Source organism: Candidatus Methanoperedens nitratireducens, from assembly GCF_900196725.1.
GTDB classification, from domain to species: domain Archaea; phylum Halobacteriota; class Methanosarcinia; order Methanosarcinales; family Methanoperedenaceae; genus Methanoperedens; species Methanoperedens nitroreducens_A.
The window spans coordinates 1-23,782 of record NZ_FZMP01000010.1; the positions used below are offsets into that span (position 1 = coordinate 1).

At 40.3% G+C, this 23,782-nt stretch carries 24 protein-coding genes; 16 read left to right on the forward strand and 8 right to left on the reverse strand.

Annotation, left to right across the window (positions count from 1 at the left end; translation table 11 throughout):
• Positions 1 to 104: 104 nt before the first annotated feature.
• The gene (locus MNV_RS01075) at positions 105 to 824 is read left to right on the forward strand and encodes a hypothetical protein (RefSeq protein ID WP_096203538.1); all 720 of its coding nucleotides are present in this window, start codon (positions 105 to 107) and stop codon (positions 822 to 824) included.
• A gap of 363 nt (positions 825 to 1,187) precedes the next feature.
• The gene (locus MNV_RS01080; RefSeq protein WP_306453608.1) at positions 1,188 to 2,306 is read left to right on the forward strand and encodes a polyprenyl synthetase family protein; all 1,119 of its coding nucleotides are present in this window, start codon (positions 1,188 to 1,190) and stop codon (positions 2,304 to 2,306) included.
• Positions 2,307 to 2,357: 51 nt separating this feature from the next.
• On the opposite strand, the gene MNV_RS01085 is transcribed toward MNV_RS01080, so the two are convergent.
• The gene (locus MNV_RS01085; protein ID WP_096203539.1) at positions 2,358 to 2,759 is read right to left on the reverse strand and encodes a PadR family transcriptional regulator; all 402 of its coding nucleotides are present in this window, start codon (positions 2,757 to 2,759) and stop codon (positions 2,358 to 2,360) included.
• 58 nt (positions 2,760 to 2,817) lie between these two features.
• Between MNV_RS01085 and MNV_RS01090 the strand changes: the two genes are divergently transcribed.
• From MNV_RS01090 to MNV_RS19225, 10 genes are all read left to right on the forward strand, one after another.
• The gene (locus MNV_RS01090) at positions 2,818 to 3,762 is read left to right on the forward strand and encodes a UbiA prenyltransferase family protein (protein ID WP_096203540.1); all 945 of its coding nucleotides are present in this window, start codon (positions 2,818 to 2,820) and stop codon (positions 3,760 to 3,762) included.
• A 22-nt stretch (positions 3,763 to 3,784) separates the two neighbouring features.
• Positions 3,785 to 4,846, forward strand: a complete 1,062-nt coding sequence (locus MNV_RS01095) for a radical SAM/SPASM domain-containing protein (protein ID WP_096203541.1) — start codon at positions 3,785 to 3,787, stop codon at positions 4,844 to 4,846.
• A gap of 5 nt (positions 4,847 to 4,851) precedes the next feature.
• Positions 4,852 to 6,420 (forward strand): prenyltransferase/squalene oxidase repeat-containing protein, encoded by a 1,569-nt coding sequence (locus MNV_RS01100; RefSeq protein WP_096203542.1) that lies wholly within the window; start codon positions 4,852 to 4,854, stop codon positions 6,418 to 6,420.
• 2 nt (positions 6,421 to 6,422) lie between these two features.
• Entirely contained in the window at positions 6,423 to 7,532 is a 1,110-nt protein-coding gene (locus MNV_RS01105) for a radical SAM/SPASM domain-containing protein (RefSeq protein WP_096203543.1), read from the forward strand.
• A 1-nt stretch (position 7,533) separates the two neighbouring features.
• Positions 7,534 to 8,589, forward strand: a complete 1,056-nt coding sequence (locus MNV_RS01110) for a radical SAM/SPASM domain-containing protein (protein WP_096203544.1) — start codon at positions 7,534 to 7,536, stop codon at positions 8,587 to 8,589.
• Positions 8,590 to 8,619: 30 nt separating this feature from the next.
• Positions 8,620 to 9,639 (forward strand): ATP-binding cassette domain-containing protein, encoded by a 1,020-nt coding sequence (locus tag MNV_RS01115; protein ID WP_096203545.1) that lies wholly within the window; start codon positions 8,620 to 8,622, stop codon positions 9,637 to 9,639.
• Entirely contained in the window at positions 9,636 to 10,703 is a 1,068-nt protein-coding gene (locus MNV_RS01120) for an ABC transporter permease (protein ID WP_218837843.1), read from the forward strand. The genes MNV_RS01115 and MNV_RS01120 overlap by 4 nt, the downstream gene beginning before the upstream one ends.
• An 18-nt stretch (positions 10,704 to 10,721) precedes the next feature.
• Positions 10,722 to 11,810 carry a COG1361 S-layer family protein gene (locus MNV_RS01125; RefSeq protein WP_096203547.1) on the forward strand — a complete coding sequence of 363 codons (1,089 nt, stop codon included), beginning with the start codon at positions 10,722 to 10,724 and terminating at the stop codon, positions 11,808 to 11,810.
• Between the two features lie 132 nt (positions 11,811 to 11,942).
• Complete coding sequence (locus MNV_RS19220; RefSeq protein WP_179293728.1) at positions 11,943 to 12,149, forward strand: P-loop NTPase family protein; 207 nt, start codon at positions 11,943 to 11,945, stop codon at positions 12,147 to 12,149.
• A gap of 24 nt (positions 12,150 to 12,173) precedes the next feature.
• Positions 12,174 to 12,623 carry an ATP-binding cassette domain-containing protein gene (locus tag MNV_RS19225; protein ID WP_179293729.1) on the forward strand — a complete coding sequence of 150 codons (450 nt, stop codon included), beginning with the start codon at positions 12,174 to 12,176 and terminating at the stop codon, positions 12,621 to 12,623.
• Here the strand turns inward: MNV_RS19225 and MNV_RS01135 are convergent.
• From MNV_RS01135 to trxB, 5 genes are all read right to left on the reverse strand, one after another.
• Entirely contained in the window at positions 12,600 to 13,589 is a 990-nt protein-coding gene (locus tag MNV_RS01135) for a PPC domain-containing protein (RefSeq protein WP_096203548.1), read from the reverse strand. The genes MNV_RS19225 and MNV_RS01135 overlap by 24 nt on opposite strands.
• A 24-nt stretch (positions 13,590 to 13,613) precedes the next feature.
• Positions 13,614 to 15,173 (reverse strand): S-layer protein domain-containing protein, encoded by a 1,560-nt coding sequence (locus tag MNV_RS01140; protein WP_096203549.1) that lies wholly within the window; start codon positions 15,171 to 15,173, stop codon positions 13,614 to 13,616.
• A 2,218-nt stretch (positions 15,174 to 17,391) separates the two neighbouring features.
• The gene (locus MNV_RS01150) at positions 17,392 to 17,895 is read right to left on the reverse strand and encodes an IS1 family transposase (RefSeq protein ID WP_143311556.1); all 504 of its coding nucleotides are present in this window, start codon (positions 17,893 to 17,895) and stop codon (positions 17,392 to 17,394) included.
• 17 nt (positions 17,896 to 17,912) lie between these two features.
• Positions 17,913 to 18,161 carry a hypothetical protein gene (locus tag MNV_RS18865; RefSeq protein WP_143311558.1) on the reverse strand — a complete coding sequence of 83 codons (249 nt, stop codon included), beginning with the start codon at positions 18,159 to 18,161 and terminating at the stop codon, positions 17,913 to 17,915.
• Positions 18,162 to 18,742: 581 nt separating this feature from the next.
• Positions 18,743 to 19,654: a thioredoxin-disulfide reductase gene (gene trxB, locus MNV_RS01160; RefSeq protein ID WP_096203552.1), complete on the reverse strand. Its 912-nt coding sequence runs from the start codon at positions 19,652 to 19,654 to the stop codon at positions 18,743 to 18,745.
• Positions 19,655 to 19,804: 150 nt separating this feature from the next.
• Here trxB and MNV_RS01165 point away from each other — a divergent pair, with 150 nt between their 5' ends.
• From MNV_RS01165 to pdo, 4 genes are all read left to right on the forward strand, one after another.
• On the forward strand, positions 19,805 to 20,746 hold the full coding sequence (locus MNV_RS01165; protein WP_218837844.1) for a PepSY domain-containing protein: 942 nt from the start codon (positions 19,805 to 19,807) through the stop codon (positions 20,744 to 20,746).
• Positions 20,747 to 20,839: 93 nt separating this feature from the next.
• A complete protein-coding gene (locus MNV_RS01170; RefSeq protein WP_218837845.1) occupies positions 20,840 to 21,127 on the forward strand; it encodes an ArsR/SmtB family transcription factor in 288 nt (95 codons plus the stop codon).
• 10 nt (positions 21,128 to 21,137) lie between these two features.
• Positions 21,138 to 21,317, forward strand: a complete 180-nt coding sequence (locus MNV_RS01175) for a hypothetical protein (protein WP_096203554.1) — start codon at positions 21,138 to 21,140, stop codon at positions 21,315 to 21,317.
• 3 nt (positions 21,318 to 21,320) lie between these two features.
• Positions 21,321 to 21,983 carry a protein disulfide oxidoreductase gene (gene pdo, locus MNV_RS01180; RefSeq protein ID WP_096203555.1) on the forward strand — a complete coding sequence of 221 codons (663 nt, stop codon included), beginning with the start codon at positions 21,321 to 21,323 and terminating at the stop codon, positions 21,981 to 21,983.
• A gap of 12 nt (positions 21,984 to 21,995) precedes the next feature.
• Here the strand turns inward: pdo and MNV_RS01185 are convergent, their stop codons facing one another.
• Together MNV_RS01185 and MNV_RS01190 are read right to left on the reverse strand one after the other, a co-directional pair.
• Positions 21,996 to 22,496, reverse strand: coding sequence for a pyridoxamine 5'-phosphate oxidase family protein (locus tag MNV_RS01185; RefSeq protein WP_096203556.1), 501 nt, complete (start codon positions 22,494 to 22,496; stop codon positions 21,996 to 21,998).
• Positions 22,497 to 22,498: 2 nt separating this feature from the next.
• The gene (locus MNV_RS01190) at positions 22,499 to 23,725 is read right to left on the reverse strand and encodes a pyridoxamine 5'-phosphate oxidase family protein (protein WP_096203557.1); all 1,227 of its coding nucleotides are present in this window, start codon (positions 23,723 to 23,725) and stop codon (positions 22,499 to 22,501) included.
• Positions 23,726 to 23,782: the final 57 nt, after the last annotated feature.

Below are 23,782 nucleotides of genomic sequence, written 5' to 3' on the forward strand. Positions count from 1 at the left end.
AAAAGCTCAGTAATACATCCAAAGTAAATATTTATGCAATGCGCTTATACCCTCAGGTTGGAATGGTATATGCAAAACAGTTCTAAAATTATAAGGTGTTTTCAATGGAATGGTTGGCAGTAATCACAGGAGAGATTTTCAATCTTGAAGAGTTATCCAAATCCCTCAATACACCAGGACTATGTGTTACCCGAGAAGGTGAAGAATTTATTCTGAAATCTACAGATTTCAACTTGCTAATAGACTCTGATGATGTGCGAAACAGGGCTAGCGAGATTCTTTCTCTGATTAACGGGGCTGCAAGGTTAGCCTTGGGAATGCGAAAACCTATAGTAGTAGCTCACATTGTTAAGATCAATGATGATGGAACACGCCATATGTTCGTTTCTTTATCAGAGACTATAAATCTGCGAGATAGCGTAAGTGTATCTGTTATAGAACCGGATGGTACCATTCAAGAGATTCATCAGACAGATCCAATCCCAAGTTGGGTTACTGCTGCAAAACATAATACAAATGTTGCTAAAGCTCTTCGGCTCTTTGGCGCTGGCACACATGATTGGGTAAGCCTTTATCGCATCTATGAAGTAATTGAGGGCGACGTTGGGGGTAAGTCTAACATTATAAACAAAGGGTGGGCTACCGATAAAGGGATCAAACATTTCAAGTATACCGCCAATAGTCCTGGTGCAATTGGAGATGAAGCACGCCATGGCAACCAGACAATACCACCACCTAGAGACCCTATGGCACTTTCTGAAGCGAAGTCTTTTGTTGAGACTATTCTCCATAGTTGGCTTCGCTTAAAAGTAGGACAGCCTTAAGAGCTTTAGGTCTTCGCACAACAGCGTATTTGCAGGAAGCTGGGCTTCCTTAAATACGCCTTCAAATGAGGTTCTGTCAAGTCTTCGGTTGCTAATAAGGAGCGTTCCCTTTTATGGGAAGCACAAAGGCTACTGCGTGCGATTAACTTTCTAAAAATTAGCGTTCATCTGCAGAGCCATCGAAGACTTGACAGTGCCGCCTTGAAGATTCACAGTTTCTTTGATACAAGTTCCATCTTTAGTTACCGGGTAGAGCAGAACATAGTTAATTTGTTGCATTGATCGTTATTCCAGTGATATCATATCCGCTTAGAGTTCAAGAGCGAAAACTATATATTACAAATTGTTATATCATCAAGTGATATGTCACTCAGGGAGGGAACAGATAAAATGAAAAATTTCGAAAAATCTATAAGCATCGGGAGTGATGATCTTGGTGAAGCAAGTTTAATTTCAGGTGGAAAGTGCAGGTCCTCCCGTAGAGTATATACAAAAAGTCCATTAATAGCATATATGAGTGAACGGATATCTACTCTACAGGAAAGAGTCAAACTTGTGGACGATTCTATTCCGAGATTTCTTCCAATAACTCCTCCCGATGAACTATATTATGCTATGCGTCACCTGCTTGATGCTGGAGGGAAAAGGCTTCGACCTGCAGCAATGCTACTGGCAACAGAAGCGGTAGGTGGCACGGTTGAAAATATACTCCCAGCAGCAGTGGCACTTGAATTGATACATAATTTTACTTTAATTCATGATGATATTATGGATGATGCAGATATTCGAAGGGGACTCCCTACAGTTCATAAAAACTGGGGAGTATCAGGGGCAATTATCGCTGGTGATGCCCTTTACTCTAAAGCTATTGAGATTTTATTGTACGCCAAAAGTGAGCCATCATATATTATTGAAAGTATTGACCTCCTGTCTAAAACCTGCATGGATGTATGTGAAGGCCAGTGGATGGATATAAATTTCCAGAGCAGAAAAGACGTGACCGAGGAGGAATATATCTGCATGGTGGAGAGAAAAACTGCTCTCCTTTTTGCGGCAGCCTTAAAAATTGGTGCTATATTATCAGGTGCAAATAAAGATATATCGCAGGCGTTATGGAATTTTGGTCGTCTTGCGGGTATTGGATTCCAGATATATGATGATGTAATAGATCTTATAACACCAGAAGAAATACTAGGAAAAGCGCGGGGTGGGGACATAATGGAAGGGAAAAGTACTCTGATAGTGATTCATGCGCTTTCAAAAGGAGTTGCTATCGAAGCGCTTGGGAAAAGCAATGCTACACCAAACGAAGTGTTGGCTGCTCTTACTGCCTTGCAAGAATCAGGTTCAATTGATTACGCTATGAATAAGGCTATGAGTTTTGTAGAGAAGGGAAAATCTGCACTGAGGGTACTTCATGATTCTGAAGCCAAAAAGACACTTATTGGACTTGCAGATTATATGATTGAGCGCAAATATTAGAGTGATTGATAGCATACTATATTAGTGTAGTTTTAAAAAACTTCTAAAAATCTAAGCGATATCTATCACACCCCCGGACTGGATGCCAAGTTGAAGGACAGAAGCATCTTCATTAAGAACCTTATCAAAAAATTGCACTATATTCTCAAAGCGTTCTTTATATATTTTTGCAGACTCACGCAGAGCTCTCTTGCCGTTGATAGTAATACTGTACCGGATTTTTCCTCTTCCACCAACTGGCTCCTCGCTGCTTACATATCCTTTCTCCTCTAAATCTTTCAGTACTGGATAAACATTACCAGCAGTTGCGGAGAAATAGCCGCGAGTTTTTTCTTTTATTAAGTTACCTAACTCATAGCCAGTTAATGATTTGTGCTCATTAAGAAAGTACAAAACAAAAAAGGCATACATTCTCAGTTCAGATTTTTTTTTGGTGGCTTCTTTTAGTGTCATGTCTCTTACAGTTTAGAGCGAAAACTATATATTATTTACTGTTATATCGGTAAGTGATATGTCACAATATAACTTATCAGATGTTGATATAAGCCCAGAAAAATCCGAGCGCTATGAAGCAATATCTATAACTTTAGTGACTTTAAAAAGGAAAATAAACGCATTTTACGAGCTAACTCGCCCATGGAACTGGTTAAGAATGCAAGTTCCAATGGCTATTTGTGGAGCTATATTGTTCGCGAATGGATTCCCAAACTTAAACATAATTCTAATCTGTTTCATTGCTGGTGCAAGTTTAAGTGCAGGCGGGTATGCCATTAATGATTACTTTGATAGGAGTATTGATATTATAAATGCTCCAAATCGACCAATTCCATCCAATCGAATAGCTCCCCTTGAAGCATTATTCTTGGCTATTTTTTTATCTGGAGTAGGCATTACTATCTCACTATCTCTCAGTTGGATTAACGTAATTATTGCTGCAGCAACCGCTACATATGGATTCATATATGCTATTTTCCTTAAGCGCTTTGGAAATTTATTAGATACTGTAAGTTTTGCTTTTTTCATGGGTTTTCCAGTTCTTTATGGTGCTTTCGCAACCTCAACAAATAAAATGAGTCTTGTCCTAGCATTTGCTGTAGCCATGTATATTGGTGGAGCACATATAATTGGAACAATTAAAGATCTAGAAGGAGATAGAAAGAATAGCTGCAGAACTGTCGCTGTAGTCTTCGGCAGTAAAAAAGCTGCAAAAATCGCAGCAGGATTAACAACAATTTCATTGATTCTATTTTGGATTTTTGCAACTTATCTCTCAAGGAACTTTCCCTCTTTTTTAGGACTCGGTATAATCTCAGCATTTGTTCTTATTTCACTTCTCAGATTGATACATAATCAGAGTAAGCAGAAAGCAAAAGAGATTTTATCCTTACAAAAAACTTTTCTTTTTGCTATTTTAATTGTTTTTACATTGGTTAAATTATTCAGCAGTCTTAGCTGATATTTATTAGGAGGAGTAAAAAATGGATAAAATACATAAATATGCACCGATCGCTGGTGTGATAACTGCTACAATGGCCTGTAATTTATACTGCAGGCATTGTAAATTTGCAGCAAGAAAGCCATTACCTTTTGAACTGAAAGAACATGAAATTAAGAGAATAATCGATTCATTAGTCAAAATGGATGTGCCAGCGGTAGTTATTGGAGGAGGCGAACCGCTCCTTAGAAAAGATATTTACAATATCATAAAGTATGCCTCAGATAATGACCGCTATATTATCCTTGCGACAAATGCAACCTTGATTAATAAAAAAGTGGCTGAAAGGTTAAAAGATGCTGGTGTAGATCAAATTGGCTTAAGTCTGGATGGTGCAAGCCCAGAGGTTCATGATGCGTATCGTGGCGTTCCTGGTGCATTCCACCTTACTACCGAAGGATTGCATGCGTGCCAGGATGCCGGTCTAGCCATAAGTATTCGGAGCACGGTAGGAGATATTAATGCAAAAGATATTTTAAAAATATTTGATTTTGCTCTTGAGATAGGTATTGAGGAATTTTCCCTTTTGCAAACATTCCCAGAAGGAAGAGCGAAAGATAATAATATATCAGAATATTCGACACGTAAGGAATACCTGGATATAATAAATAATATTTTATTTAAATGTGATGCGTTAGGTGTAGAGCCTTTAACGCGACCGATGAATCGTCATACGGTTTTCCAACTCCCGGCAGCAAAACATCGGAATGATGACAGATATGCTCCCTGGGTGAAGATCAACAGAACTTACGGGGAAGGATGCGCTGCTGCGAGACATGCAATAATTCTCCCGAACGGAGACGTCCGTATATGCACCTCGATACAGGAAAGCATTGGAAACGTGAGGGAACACGATCTTGAAGACCTGTGGTACGGCTCAACTCTTGTGCGGGACATGCATGATCGCAGTATGTTAAAAGGTAAGTGTGGAGATTGTCCTGATAAGTATTCATGCGGAGGATGCAGAGCAAGAGCATTTCTCTATACTGGAAATTATTTTGAATCCGATCCTGGTTGTCCATTGGTTCTTAATCTTAAGGAGTGAAAAATATGAGTCTAGAGAAAAGCATAATCGAAACAGCCGTTAAAAGAAGTCAGAATTTTCTACTGGATGGCATAGAGAATCATATATTAACAGGTACACAAAAACAGTCAAAATTTTTGATTAACCCAAGCCCCTTAGCCACAGCTCTTGTAATTTTAGCATCTGAGAAAGATTCTAAATCAGTAAAAAATGCAATTTCTTGGCTTAGGAACATACAGAATAAGGATGGTGGATGGGGTTTTTCGGATAATGTGTCAAGTGATATTAATAGCACCAGTCTTTGCCTGCTGGCTATAGAGGAGACTGATAAACAGGTAGATGAGAGAACTAGCACGTTTATAGAAGAAAATGGAGGCTTCTCTAAGACAAAATGGTTCGTTCAGGTGATTCTAAGTTTATTTAACAAATACCCGCCAGATGAGATATGTGCTCCAAGCGTTGGACCAGTAGAATTGCCTCCTTCAGAGATGCGATTTACACCTTTCTTTTATAACAATCTGTATCCTTATGCGAAAGATATGGTTTTCAGCCTGACTGCACTTGAAATGTTAGCAAAACATGAAAACGCTGATAAAATTATAAGATTTTTAGAAAATGTTCAGGGATTGGATGGTTCATGGGATCAGGATATTGTGGTTACTTCCCTGACAGCATTAGCGTTTCAAAGAACTAAAATAAATCCAAAAATAAATCCGTATCGGTGGTTTTCTAAAGTGCAGTATTCAGAGGGTGCCTTGCCAGCTTTCAACCAGTTAGCTTGCTGGGATATTGGCTGGGCAAGCTCTATACTTGCAAGTGAATTTTTACAAGATGAGAGGTTGCAGAGAGCAAGAAATTATCTTGAAAATGGAATATATCTAGATGGAAGTTTTGGATCAACATTACCATATGCAGGGCCTGATATTGATGATACTGCAGTGGCTTTAATAGGACTCAAAAGTCTCCGTTCAGATAAAGCCCTACAAACAGTTCGATACTTAAAATCCATGCAAAATGCAGATGGAAGCTGGAGCACATTCCCGGAATATTACGGCAGCCCCCCTTATTGTGTTTCAGGAAAAGTTGTTCATCAACCAAGTATGGATATAACTTGTCACGTTTTAAAAGCTTTATACGATGAATCTTTAACAGGTAAAGAACCTTTCATAGAATCCGCTCTTAACTGGTTAGTTTCGGCTCAGAATAAAGATGGTTCATGGAAAACGACATGGTTCAATAGTAACATCCATGCAACCTCTGAGGCTGTAATTACATTGCATAAATTTGGGATCAAAGAAGAAACTATAGCCAAAGGTTTAGAATATCTCGTTGCTCAGCAGCGCTCTGACAGATGTTTCGGCAATGGCACCGTAGAGGAGGCATCATTAGCTATAACAGCATTTATGACCTGCTGTTTTGACGCTGTAGATATTGATCCTGTAATTCAATTCTTGATAGATTCACAAAATCCAGACGGTTCTTTTGTGCGTTCTTATACAGGAGTCTATGCCCACTCGATTCTTTATAATGACCCAATGTATTCCGCTTATCTGGGATTAAATGCATTTGAGTTATATAATAAAGTGGAGGTATAAAAATGAAAGAACGTTTTGAAGGTGAACTTGCTAGAAAATGGAGAGAACAAAGGGTAAAACGCATTTTAGAGAGCTATCGGGTTGAAGATGTTAAAAACTATGTAAATGAAATGAACGCACCGAGAGCAATATGTTGGGAAATTACAAACATATGCAATATGAAATGTATGCAGTGTTATGCATATAATAAAAATATAAAAGATACTCCACTTACAAGAACTGAGGAGGCAAATCTAATAGAAGATTTCGCCGCAAATTCAGTAAAGGCCGTTGAACTTACAGGCGGAGAACCCCTTCTTCGTGAGGATATTTTTGATTTAGCACAAGATATAAAAGACAAGGGAATACGAGTCTCTTTGGCGACTGCTGGGGTTGAAATAACAGATGCTATAATAGATAAATTGAAGCCCCTCGGCATATCAACTGTTTATATCGGCATTGATGGATGTAAACCCTCAACTAATGATGCGATTAGAGGAAGGAAGGGTCATTTTGAATTAGTGCTCCATAATGTCCAGAAGCTTATAGATGCAAAAATTCCCGTTAGCTTGAATACAACGGTAATGAACAAAAATGCAGATGAAGTTCCTAAAATCTTTGATTCACTAATAGCCAACGGAATTGACGTGATGAAAATTAGTGGATTCAACATCTTAAGACTGAAACCAACTGGGCGGGCAACTAACAAGTTAGCCCCATCACTGTTGAAGTGGCAAGAGATTTGCAAGTGGTATACAGAAACTATCTTGGGAGCAGAATATTGGGGTGCACCGTATCCAACAGGCACTGTAAAAACAGAGGATAGACGTTTGGTTTCTCAATTAATTGGAGGATGCCTGGCAGGGAGATTTTTAATCGCTATAAGTGTGACTGGCGATGTCTTCCCCTGCTTATTTTTCAGAAAGAAAGTTGGAAATATAAGAGATAGTAGCTTCATAAAAATATATCGGGAATCTCCAATACTTCAGGATTTAAGAGACCGCAGCAGGTTAGGAGGAAAATGCGGTACTTGCGATAAACGTGAAGTTTGCGGCGGATGCCGTGCTCAAGCATTCTACGAAAAAAATGATCATTTAGCCTCAGATTCTTGTTTTTATAATCGGGTTGAATAACATGAGTAAAAATTTTGAACTGCCAGAGCGGGTTAATTTTGAGATTACAAGTAAATGCAATCAGTCATGTATTCACTGCTTTGCATCTTCAGAACATGAAGAGAAAGATATGTCCACAAAAGATGTAAGGGACTTCATCGATCAGTTAAAGGGAACAAGTGTCAAATATTTAAGCTTCTCTGGGGGAGAACCCCTTATTCGCTCTGATATATTCGATTTAATAGACCATGTTAAAAAAAGGGAATTGTATATAGGGTTGAGCACCAATGGGACATTAATCGATGAAAATACGGCTGTAAAAATAGCAGAATCGGGAGTGGATTCAGTTGCAGTTTCAATTCATGGCTTTAATGAATCTACCCATGATACTATAGTCCGAAAAAAGGGAGCTTATCTAAAGGCAATAGAAGGAATCAAAAATCTGCTCGCTGAGAATGTTCCTACAAGAGTTCTGACAACTGTGATGAGACAGAATTATACTGAAATTTCTGACATCCGTAAAGGATTGGAAAAGCATGGAATTAATGTGAATAAAATTTTGCATTTTTCTGCAATGCCTCTTCGCCCTGCTGGTAGGGCAAATGTTAACTGGAATGAACTTGTCCTGAGTCCAGATGAACTTTGGCACCTCTGGGAAGAGAGATGGGGTTCTATTGGAAAAGACATCTTTGGAGATTGTCCACTGCCAATTCCAATCATTGAAACTCTAGATGTATTCCTTAAAGAAAAGCCATATGATTTGACATCAGAAAAACTCAAGAAAATTTGTGAGGGATGTGTAGCGGGAAGAATTTTCTGTGAGATTACAAGTAGCGGCGATGTACTTTTATGTCCATTCGTTCGTCTTCCTATCGGAAATATAGGAAAAAATACTTTAGAAAATATCTGGAAAACTTCCTATTTGATTAAAAAAGTGCAAAATAGAGAGTTCACCGGAAAATGTGGTAACTGTCAGAATGCCGATATATGCGGTGGCTGCCGTGCTGAAGCGTTTGTGCGCAATGGAGATATTTTGAGTTCAGATCCGACATGTAAATTTGTTCCACACATGTATTAGTTATTATAATAATTTATTCAGGATATAATAATGGATGCAATAAATCAGCCAGAATCCCCAAATCGAGATAAAATCATCCAGATAAAGAGTTTGGATAAGACTTTTCAGAATCGCAGAACTATAACTGCTGTGAAAGATGTCAGTTTCGATGTAATTAACGGGGAAATTTTCGGTCTTTTAGGCCCCAATGGAGCAGGTAAAACAACATTGATACGGATGTTAACTACATTAATTAAACCTACTTCTGGGACAGCTATTATTGCAGGATACGATATAAAGAAGGAACAAGAACAAATTCGTAACCTTATCGGGGTCTGTCCCCAAAACAGTACTATAGATAATCAGCTAACTGCCTGGGAAAACCTTGACTTCTATGCAAAGTTGTTCAACATGCCAGATGACGAGAGGGAAGAGGGTATAAGGCAGGCTCTTAAGATTGCCAGCCTTGTTGATCGTGCAAATACCCCTGTATACACTTTTTCAGGAGGCATGAGACGTAAACTTGAGATTGCAAGGGCTTTCATTCATAAACCTCTTATACTGTTCCTCGATGAACCTACTATAGCCCTTGACCCAGAATCGCGAAGAGCGGTCTGGCAGCAGATTATAACTTTAAATTCAGAGGGAGTGACTATTATTCTGACCACGCATTACATGGATGAGGCTGAAAAACTATGCAATAGAGTCGCTTTTATCAATGGAGGTAAGTTAGTAGCCCTTGATTCACCAGATAATCTCAAAAAGTCCCTGCCTACGGGAGACCTTATCGATGTTGTTGTTGATAGAACTGAAGCACCACTAATTTCAGAACTAAAAAATATTGAGAATATTATTGAAGTGAAAATAAACGAAAATAAGCTGCAAGTCTCGGTAAAGAATGGTAAAAGTGCTTTACCTCAAATTGTAAACATTATCGAGAGATATAAAATCAAGATAGAATCCATCTCAATGCGTTCCCCTTCTCTGGAAGATGTTTTCATTCATTATACTGGTAAAAAACTTGATGCTCCGGCTAACGATCCCAGGTCGGCATGGAGGGGAACAAGATGAGTGGCACATTGGCGGTATTTGAAAGAGATTTTAAAAAATTCATCAAAACTCCGTTCATGATTGTAATGACGTTAATGTTTCCGATATTTTATTTAATCATTTTTGGCAATGCAATGGGCGGCAATATAGACCATATTCCTATTGGTGTAACTCAGGAGGATTTATTTGATAATTCCACTCCACTATATGAGTCAGCAATAGAGAAAATGAAACAAAGCATTGTTTTTGATGTCACAGTATACTCAAATGAACAAAACGCTAAACAGGATCTCAGTGAGGGAAAAATCAAAGCGGTTGCGGTTTTTCCAAGCGAATATTCACAAGGAAATGAAGTACAATTATACGTGGATAGCTCTGAATATTTAATCCCAGCGATTGTTGATTCGGGATTGAGTAGTATATTTAACAGTCTGAAGGTTCAATCTAAAACCCGAACGACAAAAATTTACGGAGATATTGATTATATTCAATTCTTTGGTGTTGGTGTGATGGTCATGGCTATTTTTATGTCTTCCATGATGGGTGGTGGAATGTCTTTAATTAGAGATAGGGAGATGGGTATAATCGAAGGATACCTTGTAACGCCTGTTAAACGTTCAAGCATTATAATAGGAACAATAGCAAGTGGAACTGTTAAAGCACTGGTAGCTGCTTTGTTGATTCTGATGCTGACTATTCCGGTGGCTGGAATAGCTATAAAAAGTATAGAGGGATTTTTATTAGTTCTATTGGTTCTATCCCTTACAAGTATTGGTATAATCAGCTTCGTAGTAGCTTTTGCTTCTCGTCTTGCCAGCCAGTGGGCATTTAGTTCGATAGTTAGCTTCTTAAACCTTTTACTATTCATGACAAGCGGGGCGTTCTATCCAATCCAGGGTATGCCTACATGGTTGCAATATATCACATGGATAAATCCAGAAGCGTATGCAGTACATGCATTGAGAAGTGTAATCCTGAGAAATCAGGGATTCAATTTCATAATGTTTGATTTGATAGCCCTATCTATATTTACTGCAATCGTTGTCGCAATTGGAATTTCAAGTTTTAGGAGAACATTAGAATAAGAATAAAACGGAGGTATTATGAGAGATATTAGAAAGACTATAGCAATTTTTATAGTGGCTATGTTTAGCGCTGTGCCAGTCTATGCAAGTACTACGTATCTACCACAAAGTTTTGATTTTTCCAATAACTATTATACAGTATTCGGAGAACCCAATCTTACAGCTACACTTATTGGTAGTAATGAGTTCGAAAAGGGAGAACAAGTGATATTATCAATTAATGTTCTTAACAGTGGAAAAATTCTTGGATTTAGAACTGAAAGAGAATTGGATCCAAGTGACCCTGATTACTCAAATAGAAAACAGCTTGCTGAAAAAGAAAAAAATTATGAACTTCAAAAAATAGATGCCTTGAACGTTATAGCCGTATTGAGTGTTGATTCTGGTGAACCGTTACAGATCAAATCAGGCCCTCAATACATAGGCTCAATTCGTGGCGGAGTGATCTCCAGCCCAATACAGTTTGCTATTGAAATCGATAAAGATGCAGCCCCTGGAATTTACAAACTTAAATTAAATCTCTCTTACGATTTCCAGCAGGATGTACAAGTTAGTGGAAATGTGACCAGAGGAGAAGATGTTACCAACTTCTGGTATGATAAACTTAACCAAAACCAGACTATAGAGATTAAGATTAAGAAACAAGCAGAGTTTGAAGTTATAAATGTGACTTCACGTGATTTACGAGTTAATAGTGAAGGCTTAGTAGAGATAACGTACAAAAATACAGGTGAAGAGATAGCAAAGGAGGCAGTTGCTAGAATTAATGTCATAGAGCCATTAAGCAGCATAGATGATCAAGCATTTCTGGGCACATTGGCACCGGGACAAAAAGCAACAGCCGTGTTTAAAATTAAAGTGGATAAAAATGCAATACTGAAACCTTATGAGATAAGTAATAAAATAAAATATTCTGACACCAGGGGCAATACTAAGATATCAGATGAGATTATTACCAGTGTAGTTGTAGAACCAGCACTATCTTTAGGGGATAAACTAAATGAAAACAGTAGCATGCTGCTGATTAGTGGGTTCCTTGCTGTAGTAGTTGGAACAAGACATTATCTAAAGAAAAAATCATTTAAAAATAGTACGTCTCTTAAGTAATTGCAGAGGACTGATTAAGCCTATAATATTACTCAATTCCAGCTACGTATGCTGTTTTTGCTTTTTTACTTATAGTAGTTGCTACACTATCAAATACGCTGCGAAAATATTTCTGATAATTTCGCAGCATATATGTTTCTGAGAAAAACCCGAGTAGAGTACGAATCAGTAAACCATAGTGCTGGAGTTCTTCCTGAACCTGATAGTTACTATGATAATCTTACCGCCAGACAAAATCTCAGAATTTACGCCAAACTCTACTATATTGATGAAAAGATAAGGGAGAAGCGTATTGTTGATCTGCTTGAACTTGTAGGTCTCAGTCGTGCCATAGACTAGCGAACAGGAGGATTCTCAACAGGAATGAGAAAACACTTTGATATCCTGCCTAAGCACATAAATGAGTCGTCTGTATTGTTCCTTGACGATCCGACTAGCGGAATATACACTCTCGGTGCCCAGATGATGCGGGATTTGATTAAGAAATTAAGCAAGGAAAAGGGGGTAACAGTGTTCCTGAGCAGCTATAGCATGGCGGAGGTTGAGGAGATATACGACAGGATAGGCGTTATCGCAAGAGGTAAGTTGCTTGCCGTAGGCACGATGGAGGAACTCAGAAATAAGTTGCGAGATGATTACAGCACCTTTATTTTCGCTATAGAGTACATACTCGTATGCCAGAACTACGATCTCTGTAACAAAACTCACTGGCTTTTAGAAACATTTTCAGGCATGAAAATCACTCAAAATGGGGACACGAACTTACTCCTTTTGATTTTGATAGGGGACTTACTTCTTCAAAGTGCTCTTTAATCTTTTTTGGATAAATGGAAAAAACACTGCTAAAACCATGATTGAATAAACAGCTTCAAATCCAGGAGTAGATTTGGAATTAAAGGGTTCTTCCCTGGCGATTTTTATTCTAACATCAACCTGCCCTGTGGGTTTAGCACCTTCTGCAGGCTGGACTGTGTTATCTATAACTATATAGTATCTGTCTGTTTGCGGCAATTCCCATGCGTATGATTTAGATTTTACATTCTTTCCCTGACCAGCTGCAAAAGAATCGAAGGATTCTGAACCTCCTCCTAACATTGTAGATTGATAATTCGTAAATTTTCCTGAGTCCAATAAGAAGACATCTACAGCATTTCCGTTAATTACTTCCAGACTAACATTAACTGACACGCTACGAGTTCCTGAGAAGCTGTAAACCAGATATTCGTTATACTCTACTGTTCTAGTTTCATCCAGAGAACCCAGTGTTATTTCCTGGATAGCTCCCTTTGGTTTTGTTGATGGTTTTTCCTCATATTCTTTCAATACTTTGTATGTATCTTCTTTAAGTTTATAATTCGCCAGCACTATTGACTTATCCCTGTTGCTTATTTCTTCGTTTTTCTCAATAAGATCGATTTCTGCAAGCACCCATTCACGTCTGTATTCATTCATGTGCTCGATTAATGCCTTCTTATATTTCCGACCGCTATCGATAGCAGCATCCTCTCTATTGACAAATTCATCTGTAAGCGACTTTAAATAGGTAAGCTGCCCTTCGGAGATGCCTTTTCCCTCGTTGGCGGCGTACCACATATCCAGTCGCTGTGACTGTTCTGTAACTAAAGATAATCTCCACTGGTAATCTTGCTGTGCATCTTCAATCACTCCAGCAAATGCAATTGACGGCAGCAGGATTGCACCAGCTAAAACCGTTAAAACCATTATTTTCATCTTAAAAATGGCGCCCATGGTACTGACCCCGCCAGTCTTTTGTCTCATAGCTTCAAAATCCTCCGCTGTGCTTCATCTTCTATTTCTCCAGATAACATCGACCAGTAGTAATGACACGACTGCCAGGATAGCTTCAAATCCCGGTACTGCTGCAGCTATTTTAATGATCAGAGATATTACTTCCCAGTCCTCTGGAGCCAGCAGTTGTTCAGTACTTGCCGAAGCTGATAAGACGCCGAGTGCTTTTGCTTTTTCTTCAGGGCTTACTTTTGCATAGGTTACTTTAAGCGGGATTTCAAGATTTCTTCCACTGATTGCTTTTACTGAGTATTTGGCAATATGCTCCTCGCCGGGCTTGAGTTCTCCTTTCCAAAGGATTGTTTCTCCGATTTTATCGCTACCTGAGAGGGCTGCTGCTTGTAGCTCAGGAGGATTATTTATTGATAGATTGATATGGCTTGCTGTAGCATTTCCTGTATTTTTCAGGTTCACTGTTATTGTCAGTTCCTGTCTAGTACTCCCAGCGCCTACCTCGTAGGTAACCTGTATCTGTGCTCTCTGTTTAACCACCGGTGATGTATAGGTAGATACAGGCGTTGAAACTGTGTATGTGGTTATAGGCATGGTTTCTACTGGAACGGTGGTTGAGATTATGGAGGCTGTGGCAGTACTATTACCATGACAGTTCAGGCAGTAGTTTCCTCCGTTTATGTGTGAAGTAAATCTCTCAGCATCACGGTGGCAGTTTTCACATTTGATTATCTGAACTGTTCCATTTTCTGCTTTTGTTGACGGGTGAGCAGGAGTAATATTATCAGTATCATGACAGTTTGTACAGTAAGTATTTCTCGACAGGTGTATTGTTATTATGTTGCCCATGCTAGGCTTAAAAGAATCTGGCGGCGGTGCGTGGCATTGTTCGCACACAACATAATGACCGGAACCTGCCCCTTCATTTACTGTTATAGGATATTTTGGTGGAAATCCGTGGCAGGTATCGCAGTTAAGGTTGGGGGTCCCTGCGCCTACATGTACATTGTGCACCTGGCTGTTTTTAAAAGTAGTTGGTGTAGGAGTGGGCTTTGGGGATACTACTGTAGCCATTTCAGAGATTTGAAATAAACCATCCACGGTAACGGTTCTGTTGGTTATATTACCGAAATGGACTGCAATTAGAGGATAATCGTTAAAACTTCCAACTTTTTTGGTATAAACATATGTTTTCCCCTTCGAAACTGCCATGGTATCAGCTATTTCTATGTTTAATGCCCCGTTTCGCAAAAGAGAAATGCTCGCAACCCCTCCTCTGATATCAATATCGTTTATCTTTAGCTGGTATCCGTCTTCCAGAGAAAGAATACTCCCGACACTCAAATCCCGCAGGATATTATTGTTCATCTTCACAATATGGAGTTCACCGGAATCCGAAGTTGTATTGTATGTAAACCTTGCTTGTGATGTTATCGGTCCAGCTGCATATCCTGCAAAATACTGTCTTTCCGAGTATGTAACCGTATAATAGTAGCCCCATTCCCTGTAACCAAAACCTACAGCAGTATACGACGTGCCAGCAGCTACTGGCAACTGGAACATCAGAGTTAAAAGCAGAACTAAACCTGCAAGTTTCCTCATTTATATCATCTCACTTTTTCAATTTAATTATTTTATCGTAATTTGCACATTTAACCCATTTAAAGGTTTCTACCCGAATAAGTTTATTATTACACTTTTCCCTACGAACTCAAGGAATTTGATGGACAAAAATACAAAAGAAATTATATTAGGAACAAGTAAAATAGACCCACGGTTTCGGGTAACTCTTATTCAACCTGTTCCTAAGCTGTTAAATGTAGAGATTGGAGATCTGATAGTATTTGTACAAAATGAAAAGGAGATATCATGATAAGGCCATCATCTATCTCCAAACTTAAAGTCTCTAAAACTTAACATATACGAACAATCTACCAAAATATCATAACTAACCGTAGAGTTATGGCATTTCGTCATAATATACACTTTATTCTGTGGTACCTGAGCTTCAAAATGTCACAACACATCCCAAATTATGATGTTTCTTTCACTTTTCTCGGCTAATGACAACGCCGAAGGCGAGATGCCCTGGAATTTATTCCAGGGCCGTCTGACGCGTGCCTCGAAGCGCAAGAAAGAAAGTATGACAAACAGGACATCTGAAAAAGACGCCCTTCATGGCGTTATGTCCGCGGGTTAGAATCCCACTGCGCAGGTCTGCTCCTGCGTAAAGAGAACGGGAAGTGCAGTACTGCGAAGTACTGTGCGGAGTTCCCTAATATCGGTAGCCACAGCCCTGAACACAAGTGAACCTGTAGTGGCCTTAGTATAAGCCGACACTCCGTCACTAAGTGGAAGGTTGAGCAGAATAGTGAGTACTGGGGCGATAAGGCAGGGATGGCTGCGAAGGCTTTCTTGTGTGACCGAGGGAGGTCTCATAATGTCCTCCTTGATGTTGGATTCACATCCTACACGTTTCAGGATTACTGGATTCAACTGAGAGGATACAGGTAGCCGAGGTATAACCTTACGGGAAAGCCAGAGCAATGCATTATGAGAAGTCGGATGAACCCATAGTAGCAATGAAGGTCATGCCAATGACATACAGAACCTGAATCGATGGATACAGGGGGCGACTGTATTGAGGGATAAACATGACCTAGCGAAGGGGTTCTGGTCTGGATAGAGATACGGTTAACAGCACGATAACAACAAACGGATAGTAAAATACCAGAAAGGTAGCCACCTGAAAGCAGGTGGAAACGCCATCTGGCAAAATTCATGAAGATTGTTGAATAACTGCTGAAAACCAAATCCGGCGGATTTATCAATTTGACAATCTGCCTCCTGCTATGGGATATGCCAGATGAAAGCCGTATACTGGAAAATGGTTCGTACGGTTTGATGAGAAGGGGATGGTTGCAAGACCATTCCTTTACTCTACTGGCGTGTCTCGAAACACAAGAAAGAAAGCAAAACAAACAGGACATTTGAAGGTAAGGAAAAAAATAATATGATATGTCCACAGGGTTAAAATCCCGCCGCACAGGTCTGCTCCTGTGCAAAGAGAAAAGGTAGTGTAGTATTGTGAGACACTGTGCGGAGTACCTGAATATCGGCAGCCACAGCCCGAAGCGAAAGCGAGCCAGAAATTAGATACGTTTATAGTTTCTGTGGTAACTTTTCGTCTACAGGAATTTAGATTGATTAACTCTGGACTTTACCAATCCTTGTTTTAATGGATGCGCCTCTTGAATTACAAAGTTATCTACGAAAATCGTCTTCAGAACACCGAGGTTTCAATCCTTGTTTTACAAGGATACATTCTGAAATCTCAAGCGTGAGCATGCTTACATGCAGGGATGTTGTCTTCTGTTTGCTCTTCTTTAATAGTTCCTATAGTTCCCATAGTTCATATAGCACTTATAGTCCCCATAGTACCAATAGTATCCATCAATTAGATACCAGTACATTAAAGAGGATTACAAGCTGAATCTATAGTTTATCTGAAAAATATGATTTAAACTTATAAAAGGTATAGACACAGCGAGGTTCTAAAGATGTAATGATTATGTAGCTGATGCTTAAAAGGTGCAGTTCATACTATATAAATCCATAGTTCCCATAGTTTTTATAGTGGATTTTAAGCCGTTTTTTCTGCGATCCCCGTCATTGCACTTGTGTTGTCCTCTCTTTCGGCGAGGGATAACGATTATGCATATAAATCCTAAGATCAATCTCAGGTTTTATATGCAGGCAGTACCCCTCTATTTCTGCAATTTTCCGCGTTTTTATACTCTTTATTGCCCAATGTCCTAATTTATACCGCATAATTAAAATTGAAGAAGTTATCCCAGCTCCAAATATGATTTGAGAGAGACTCGATCATAGCAGGTGTCTGATTATTGTGTAAAATATCCATAAAATTCCAATAGAATTGGTATAGTTCGATTGCATCGATAAGTCTCGTTTTCTTCTTTGAAAAACATTTTGTCTTACGAACTAATCTGCCTATTCGTTCACGACAGATACTATTCATATTTTCGATGTCAGTAGTCTCAATTTCTTCATATTTTGGGGTTCCATAAACGATAACTTTTATTTTATCGACTATTTTACCACCTTCCCTTATTTTTATAAGTTGTCCATAATCAACACAGGTTACAGCATAATACTCTGGAATGGTGTTTGTGTAATCGTCATTACCATCGGAAAAAATTTCGATTTTATTGTCAGGAAAAGGCAGCTTTACTCGCTCAAAAACATTTTCAAATAATTTTCTACACGTTTCCCTTCCCTGTTTTCCAACCTCATATGCAACCATCAAATAAGATCCTCTTGTTATGAAATTGAATATCCAGGCATCACCTTGGACATCTGCATCTGGGCTTCCTGGCTCAACCTTCTTTTGTTTTTTTTAATGAATGTCCACATTTCATCGACCTCAAATTGTCCAAGTTTTACATCATGAAGAAGAATTGAATTTACCATCTCAGCATGTAAGGCAAGGTCTTCTAAAAGCTGTCCTATGGTATCTCGATGATGTCCAGTTATCCGTTCAATTGATCTAATACCGTTTTTCTCTACCAAGTGCTTGCAAATATCAATGATCTCTGATTTCGATAGGTGCTTATGATAAAGTGGTGTATTCGCTGTTTCGACAAACCAGGTACGACAGTGGTTACAATAGTATTGTTGATGCCCTGCTCGATTTTTCCCACGCTTCAGTATGTCTTTTCCTTCTTCCCTCAAAAAATATTTGCAATTTGGATTCTGGCATGTAATATCAGTTTTACTCCGGGGTCTAGCCATGAAATATCACAAAAATAATAATGGATGCTATTCTTAATAAATTATGCGGTCTATATTAGGACAATGCCCTTTATTGATTGTATATTTTTATAGTTTTTATAGTTTTTTTACTATAAATACGGTAAAAACAGGATTAGGGTATATAGGTATATACGTAACTACAATATACCCTAACCCCGTACTTGAAATGTACATGGCTTGCTATCGTTTTTGCCTATAAACCTTTCTCACTCACAGAACAATTTTGTGAAGAAATGTATTTCTCAACTACTTCCCATCCCCGTCCAACAGAGCCGTGATAGCAGCCAGGAGACCAGAGATGACCTTCACACCATTCCCCTGGGCTTAGGATCATGATATCAGCACAACCCTTCAATATACCTCTCCGCCGATACCGCAGCTATCGCCCCATCGCCAACCGCCGTGGCTATCTGGCGCAGCGGCGTGACCCTGCAATCGCCTGCCACGAAAATACCTTTGATTGATGTTGACTGCCCAGGGTACGGGATTATAAACCCGCCCTCGTCTTTTTCAACATTCACAAAGCCTGTGTTCGGAATCAGGCCCACGTATATGAATACGCCGTCTGTTTTTATTTCCGAAAGTTCGTTTGTCTTTATGTTCTTGACAACCACTTTCTCGACAGTCTGCTTCCCGGCTATTTCCTCAATCACGGAATCCCAGATAAAGCTGATCTTCGGGCTGGAAAAAGCATGCTCCTGGTTTATTTTCTCGGCGCGGAGTTTGTCCCTGCGGTGGACGATATACACTTTCTTTACCATCTTGGTCAGGTAGATGGCTTCGGTGATAGCGGAATCTCCCCCTCCCACGACTACCACGATCTTATCCCTGAAAAAAAAGCCGTCGCAGGTGGCGCAGTAGGATACTCCCCTGCCTGTAAAATTGATCTCCCCTTTGGCGCCCAGTCTTCTTGGCGTTGTGCCCGTCGCGATGATCACGGCTTTTGCCTCGAAATCGCCTTCCGTGGTCTTCACAAGCTTTGTATTCCCTTTATCCTCTATCCCCATGACCTCGACCATGCTCTTTGTTTCAAGACCGAATTTAAGCGCATGCTCTTCGAACTTCCGTGCAAGGTCACCGCCTGAAATCTCAAGGAAACCCGGGTAATTCTCGATCAGGTCGGTGATTATTATCTGGCCGCCGATCCCGGTTCTTTCCAGGAGGAGGGTTTTTAACATCGCGCGCTTTGCATATATTCCTGCGGTAAGACCTGCCGGTCCCCCGCCTATAATAATGATATCGTATGCCATAATTTTTCATCCACTGGATTTTGCGTATAAGATGTTAAACAGGCTTAATAGCTTTATCTTTTGGTTGGGAAAACTTTATATCTATGTAATGCCAAGTATCATATGTAAGAAAAACTTACACATGAAACTAAAACTAAAAAGGTGAGACATATGAACATGAAAACAATTGTGGCAATAGCAGTCATCCTTGCTGTACTTGGAGCAGGCTACGTCGTGGCAAGACCGGGGAGCGGAGATTCCTGGGGCGGCATGATGGGCGGCAACCGGGAAGGTAACGGGATGATGGGAAGCTATGGCAACGGAATAACAGGCGGCTATGACGGAATGATGGGCCAATATGCAGGCATGATGAACAATCTCGGAAATGGCATCTGGAACAACATGATGGGCGGTTACAGAGGCATGATGGGCTACGGCAACGGAACAACAGCCGGCTACGGCGGAATGATGGGCGGCAATGGACCAGGAAGTGGAATGATGGGCGGCAATGGACCAGGAAGTGGAATGATGGGCGGCAATGGACCAGGAAGTGGAATGATGGGCTATGGCAACGGAAATAGTCATTGCGACGCAGGCGCAGGTTATGCCGGCAGCGGCTATGGGGCAAACGCCACCCCCATATCCATTGAGAAAGCCAGGGAAGCTGTAGATAATTATCTTACTTCAACAGGAAATACTGACTTGAGGCTTACAGAAGTAATGGAGTTCGATAATCACTTCTATGCAGAAGTAGAGGAGAAGAGCACAGGTGTACATGCTTTCGAACTGCTTGTGGACAGATATACTGGTGCCGTATTCCCTGAGATGGGTCCGAATATGATGTGGAATACAAAGTACGGACACATGAACTGGAACACGCAGGCGCAGACAACAGTAACCAGAGAAGAGGCGCTTAAGGATGCCCAGGCGTATCTTGATAAAGCAATACCGGGAGCTAAAGCGGATGAAGAGGATGCTTTCTACGGCTATTACACCGTACACGTGCAAAAAGACGGCAAAATCTACGGGATGCTCAGCGTAAACAGCTACACAGGCGCTGTGTGGTACCATAACTGGCATGGAGCTTTTGTAAAAATACTGGAAGTTGAGTAAGCTTCCAGCGTTTTTATAAAAATGAGATGTGAGGTAATATCCGTCCATTTTATTTTAAATACATTCAGCTTCTTTTAGTGAATCGGTGAAAAGGTGGATAAGAAATCCCTTGCAGAAATACTGGATGCGCTTGGAAACGAGCATAGCCTGAACATCATGGCAGTTCTTGCTGGGGGCGAATGTTACGTTTCAGAACTGGCTAAGATTGTAGGGATATCCCGCCCGCTTCTCTACCTGCACCTTAAGAAACTTGAAAATGCAGGGCTGGTGGAAAGCGAGATACGGCATTTCGAGGAGCCACCTTATACTAAAAAATTTTACAAAGCAAAGAATTTTGAATTAATACTGTCATTGAGTAAAATCAAAGAGATTGTGAAGTAGGAGAAAATTTATGCAGATGATGGACGGCATGTTCGGTTCGGCTGTGGAGTGGCCGATATACACTCTTATAATAGTGGTAGTTATCCTGGGTCTTATATCCGTTTATTTGAGCTACATGATTTTAACGGAACTGAAAGAGATGAGACTGGCTTTTGAGAGAGTTGAAAAACTTCTTAAATCAGTTGAGTGAGATATGGTTCTCAACGATGCCCAGAAAAACATCATAAAAAAACAATTCGAAAAACTGACCGGGGATGTCGAACTCGTCGTTTTCACACAGGAATTTGAGTGCAATTTCTGTAAGGAAGCCCGGGAGCTGTTACTTGAGATAGGGGCACTATCCCCGAAAATAAGTACAAAAGTTTACGACCTCGTCAAAGATGAAGAGCAGGCGAAAAAATACAACATCAAAAAAATACCTGCTACTATCATTGCTGGAAAATCCGATTATGACATCAGGTATTATGGCGTGCCGGCAGGCTATGAGTTACCTGTTATAGTGGATGATATCATAGATGTTTCCCGGGGCACGACATCGCTGTCCGATAATGTGAAGAAAAAGCTGGCAGAAATAACTAAACCCGTACATATACAGGTATTTATATCGCCCACATGCCCGTTCTGCCCAAAGGCGGCGCGGATCGCCCATCAATTAGCTATCGAGAATGAGTTCATACGCTCCGATATCATTGAGATGACCGAATTCCCGTATCTTGCCCAGAAATACAGCGTGATGAGCGTCCCTCATACAGTGATCAACGGGGATACATCGTTAGTGGGGCTGCAGCCGCCTGAGGTATTTATCGAACAGATAGCCATGGCGCTGCGGGCAAGCTATAATCCGATGTACTCTTAGACTTATACAGGCTCATATTGATTTTACCATCGTTACTTTACCCTCTTTGCCTATTTTCACGGATTTGAAATGGGGGCCCTTCCAGTAGACCATCTTTTCAATGTTAATCTGTACGATCACATCGTTCTCTCCCATTGGTTTATTCTCTATTACAGCCTGGTACTTGCCTTTAAATTCCATGTATATGTCGCGGTACAACTGCAGCGTCTCCTCAGGAAGGAAATAGATTGGCCCTTTCTCAGTTATGAAAGCTGTTCCCTGAGCCATCACCCCCTCATTGTTGAACGGGTTTACCGGGTCTCTTATGTCGATAGTGATGCTTACGTTCGGATTCTCCAGTATGTTCTTGACCTTCTTTGATTTCTCATTGGTGATGAAGAATATTTTCTGGGACTGACCGTCATATACGAAGAACACCGGGGTGAGATGAGGCGTATCAAACCTGTCGCTTGTGCAGACATACCCGAAATAATTCCCGTACAATATGTTCAGCATCTCGTCGGGTATTTTCATGCTCACACCGGCACACTGATCTGTTTTGCCCCTCTCCAGTATATGATCCGGGCGGGCTTTACTTCCACGAGTATCCTGGCAATGATCGGAGTCAGCTGCCAGGCTTTGGGCAATTCCGAAGTAGAGTATTTCCTGGTGTATTCAGGGTATTTCGTTATAAAAAGCCGAAGCGTCCGCAGCATCTGTATTAACCGGAGCGGAACATCCAGCAGCCCGTATATCTTCACTTTTCCTGTAAATAAAACCGCCTTGTTCTCGTAGATATTGCTCATATCCCTTTTATCTATCAGGAAGGCGATTTTATTATTCTTCTTCATTACTTTCAATTTTTTTGCTTCTTTCGAGGTATTAAAAAACATCCTCTGCCCGTCAAAGACATATACTACAGGGGTTATATGCGTCACTCCTTTAAGAGAAGTTCCCACATAGGCAAAACTGGACTCTTTTACAAGGTTGTATATGTCAGGCGGAAGCCACGGCACCTTTGATATGAGATATGCAGAGATCACATTGGTAAGAGTTATAAAGGTCATAAAAGCAAATATCATTATGACAAAAAGAGGGTCGCTCTTTATCAGTGGTAACAGGAGAAGCGAAATCAATCCGAAGAAGACGTTATTGATATCCAGTTTCCGGAGTGCCCTGAGCTCGGTGTATGGAGTATGCTCAAGCTCGGTCCTTCTTTCGGCAAGTTTTTTTAGCTCAAGGGACCTCCACAGAGCAAGGATGGATGTCCATATCCCGAGTCCCATCCTGTAGCATACATCCCAGATAAGAAGACTGACAAAAAATAGCAACAAAATGTTCGGATTCTCTCCCAGCCAGTATTTCAGCAAACCTGAGCCGTCATGGAAAAGATAGAGCATGAAAGGAACGAATATGGCAACCCCGGGGATCGCTTCATAGTGGTTCTTATGGAAGAGGATTCCTTTATACCGTTCAAGCAATTCATTTTCATCCTTACTTAAAGGCGCCCTGAATTTTCGAAGCGTCGGCCCAAGCTGCAGGATCAACATGCTCCACAGCACTGCTACCAGGATTCCGAGCGAACCGTATGCCAGTGAGATTGTTTTCAGCTGAAAAACGAGCCCCAGGATAATACCGAGAATGAGGAGAAATAATAATTGCAGCAGGATGCTGTACTGATATGAAAGAAGAGAGAACGGCGGTATTTTGCTCACGATTATTTCATATATCCACTTCATTTCTTTTTTTTCGCCGTCATGCATATGAAGATTTGATGTAATGCATTGATAATAAACCTCTCTCCTGAACCAATATCAGAA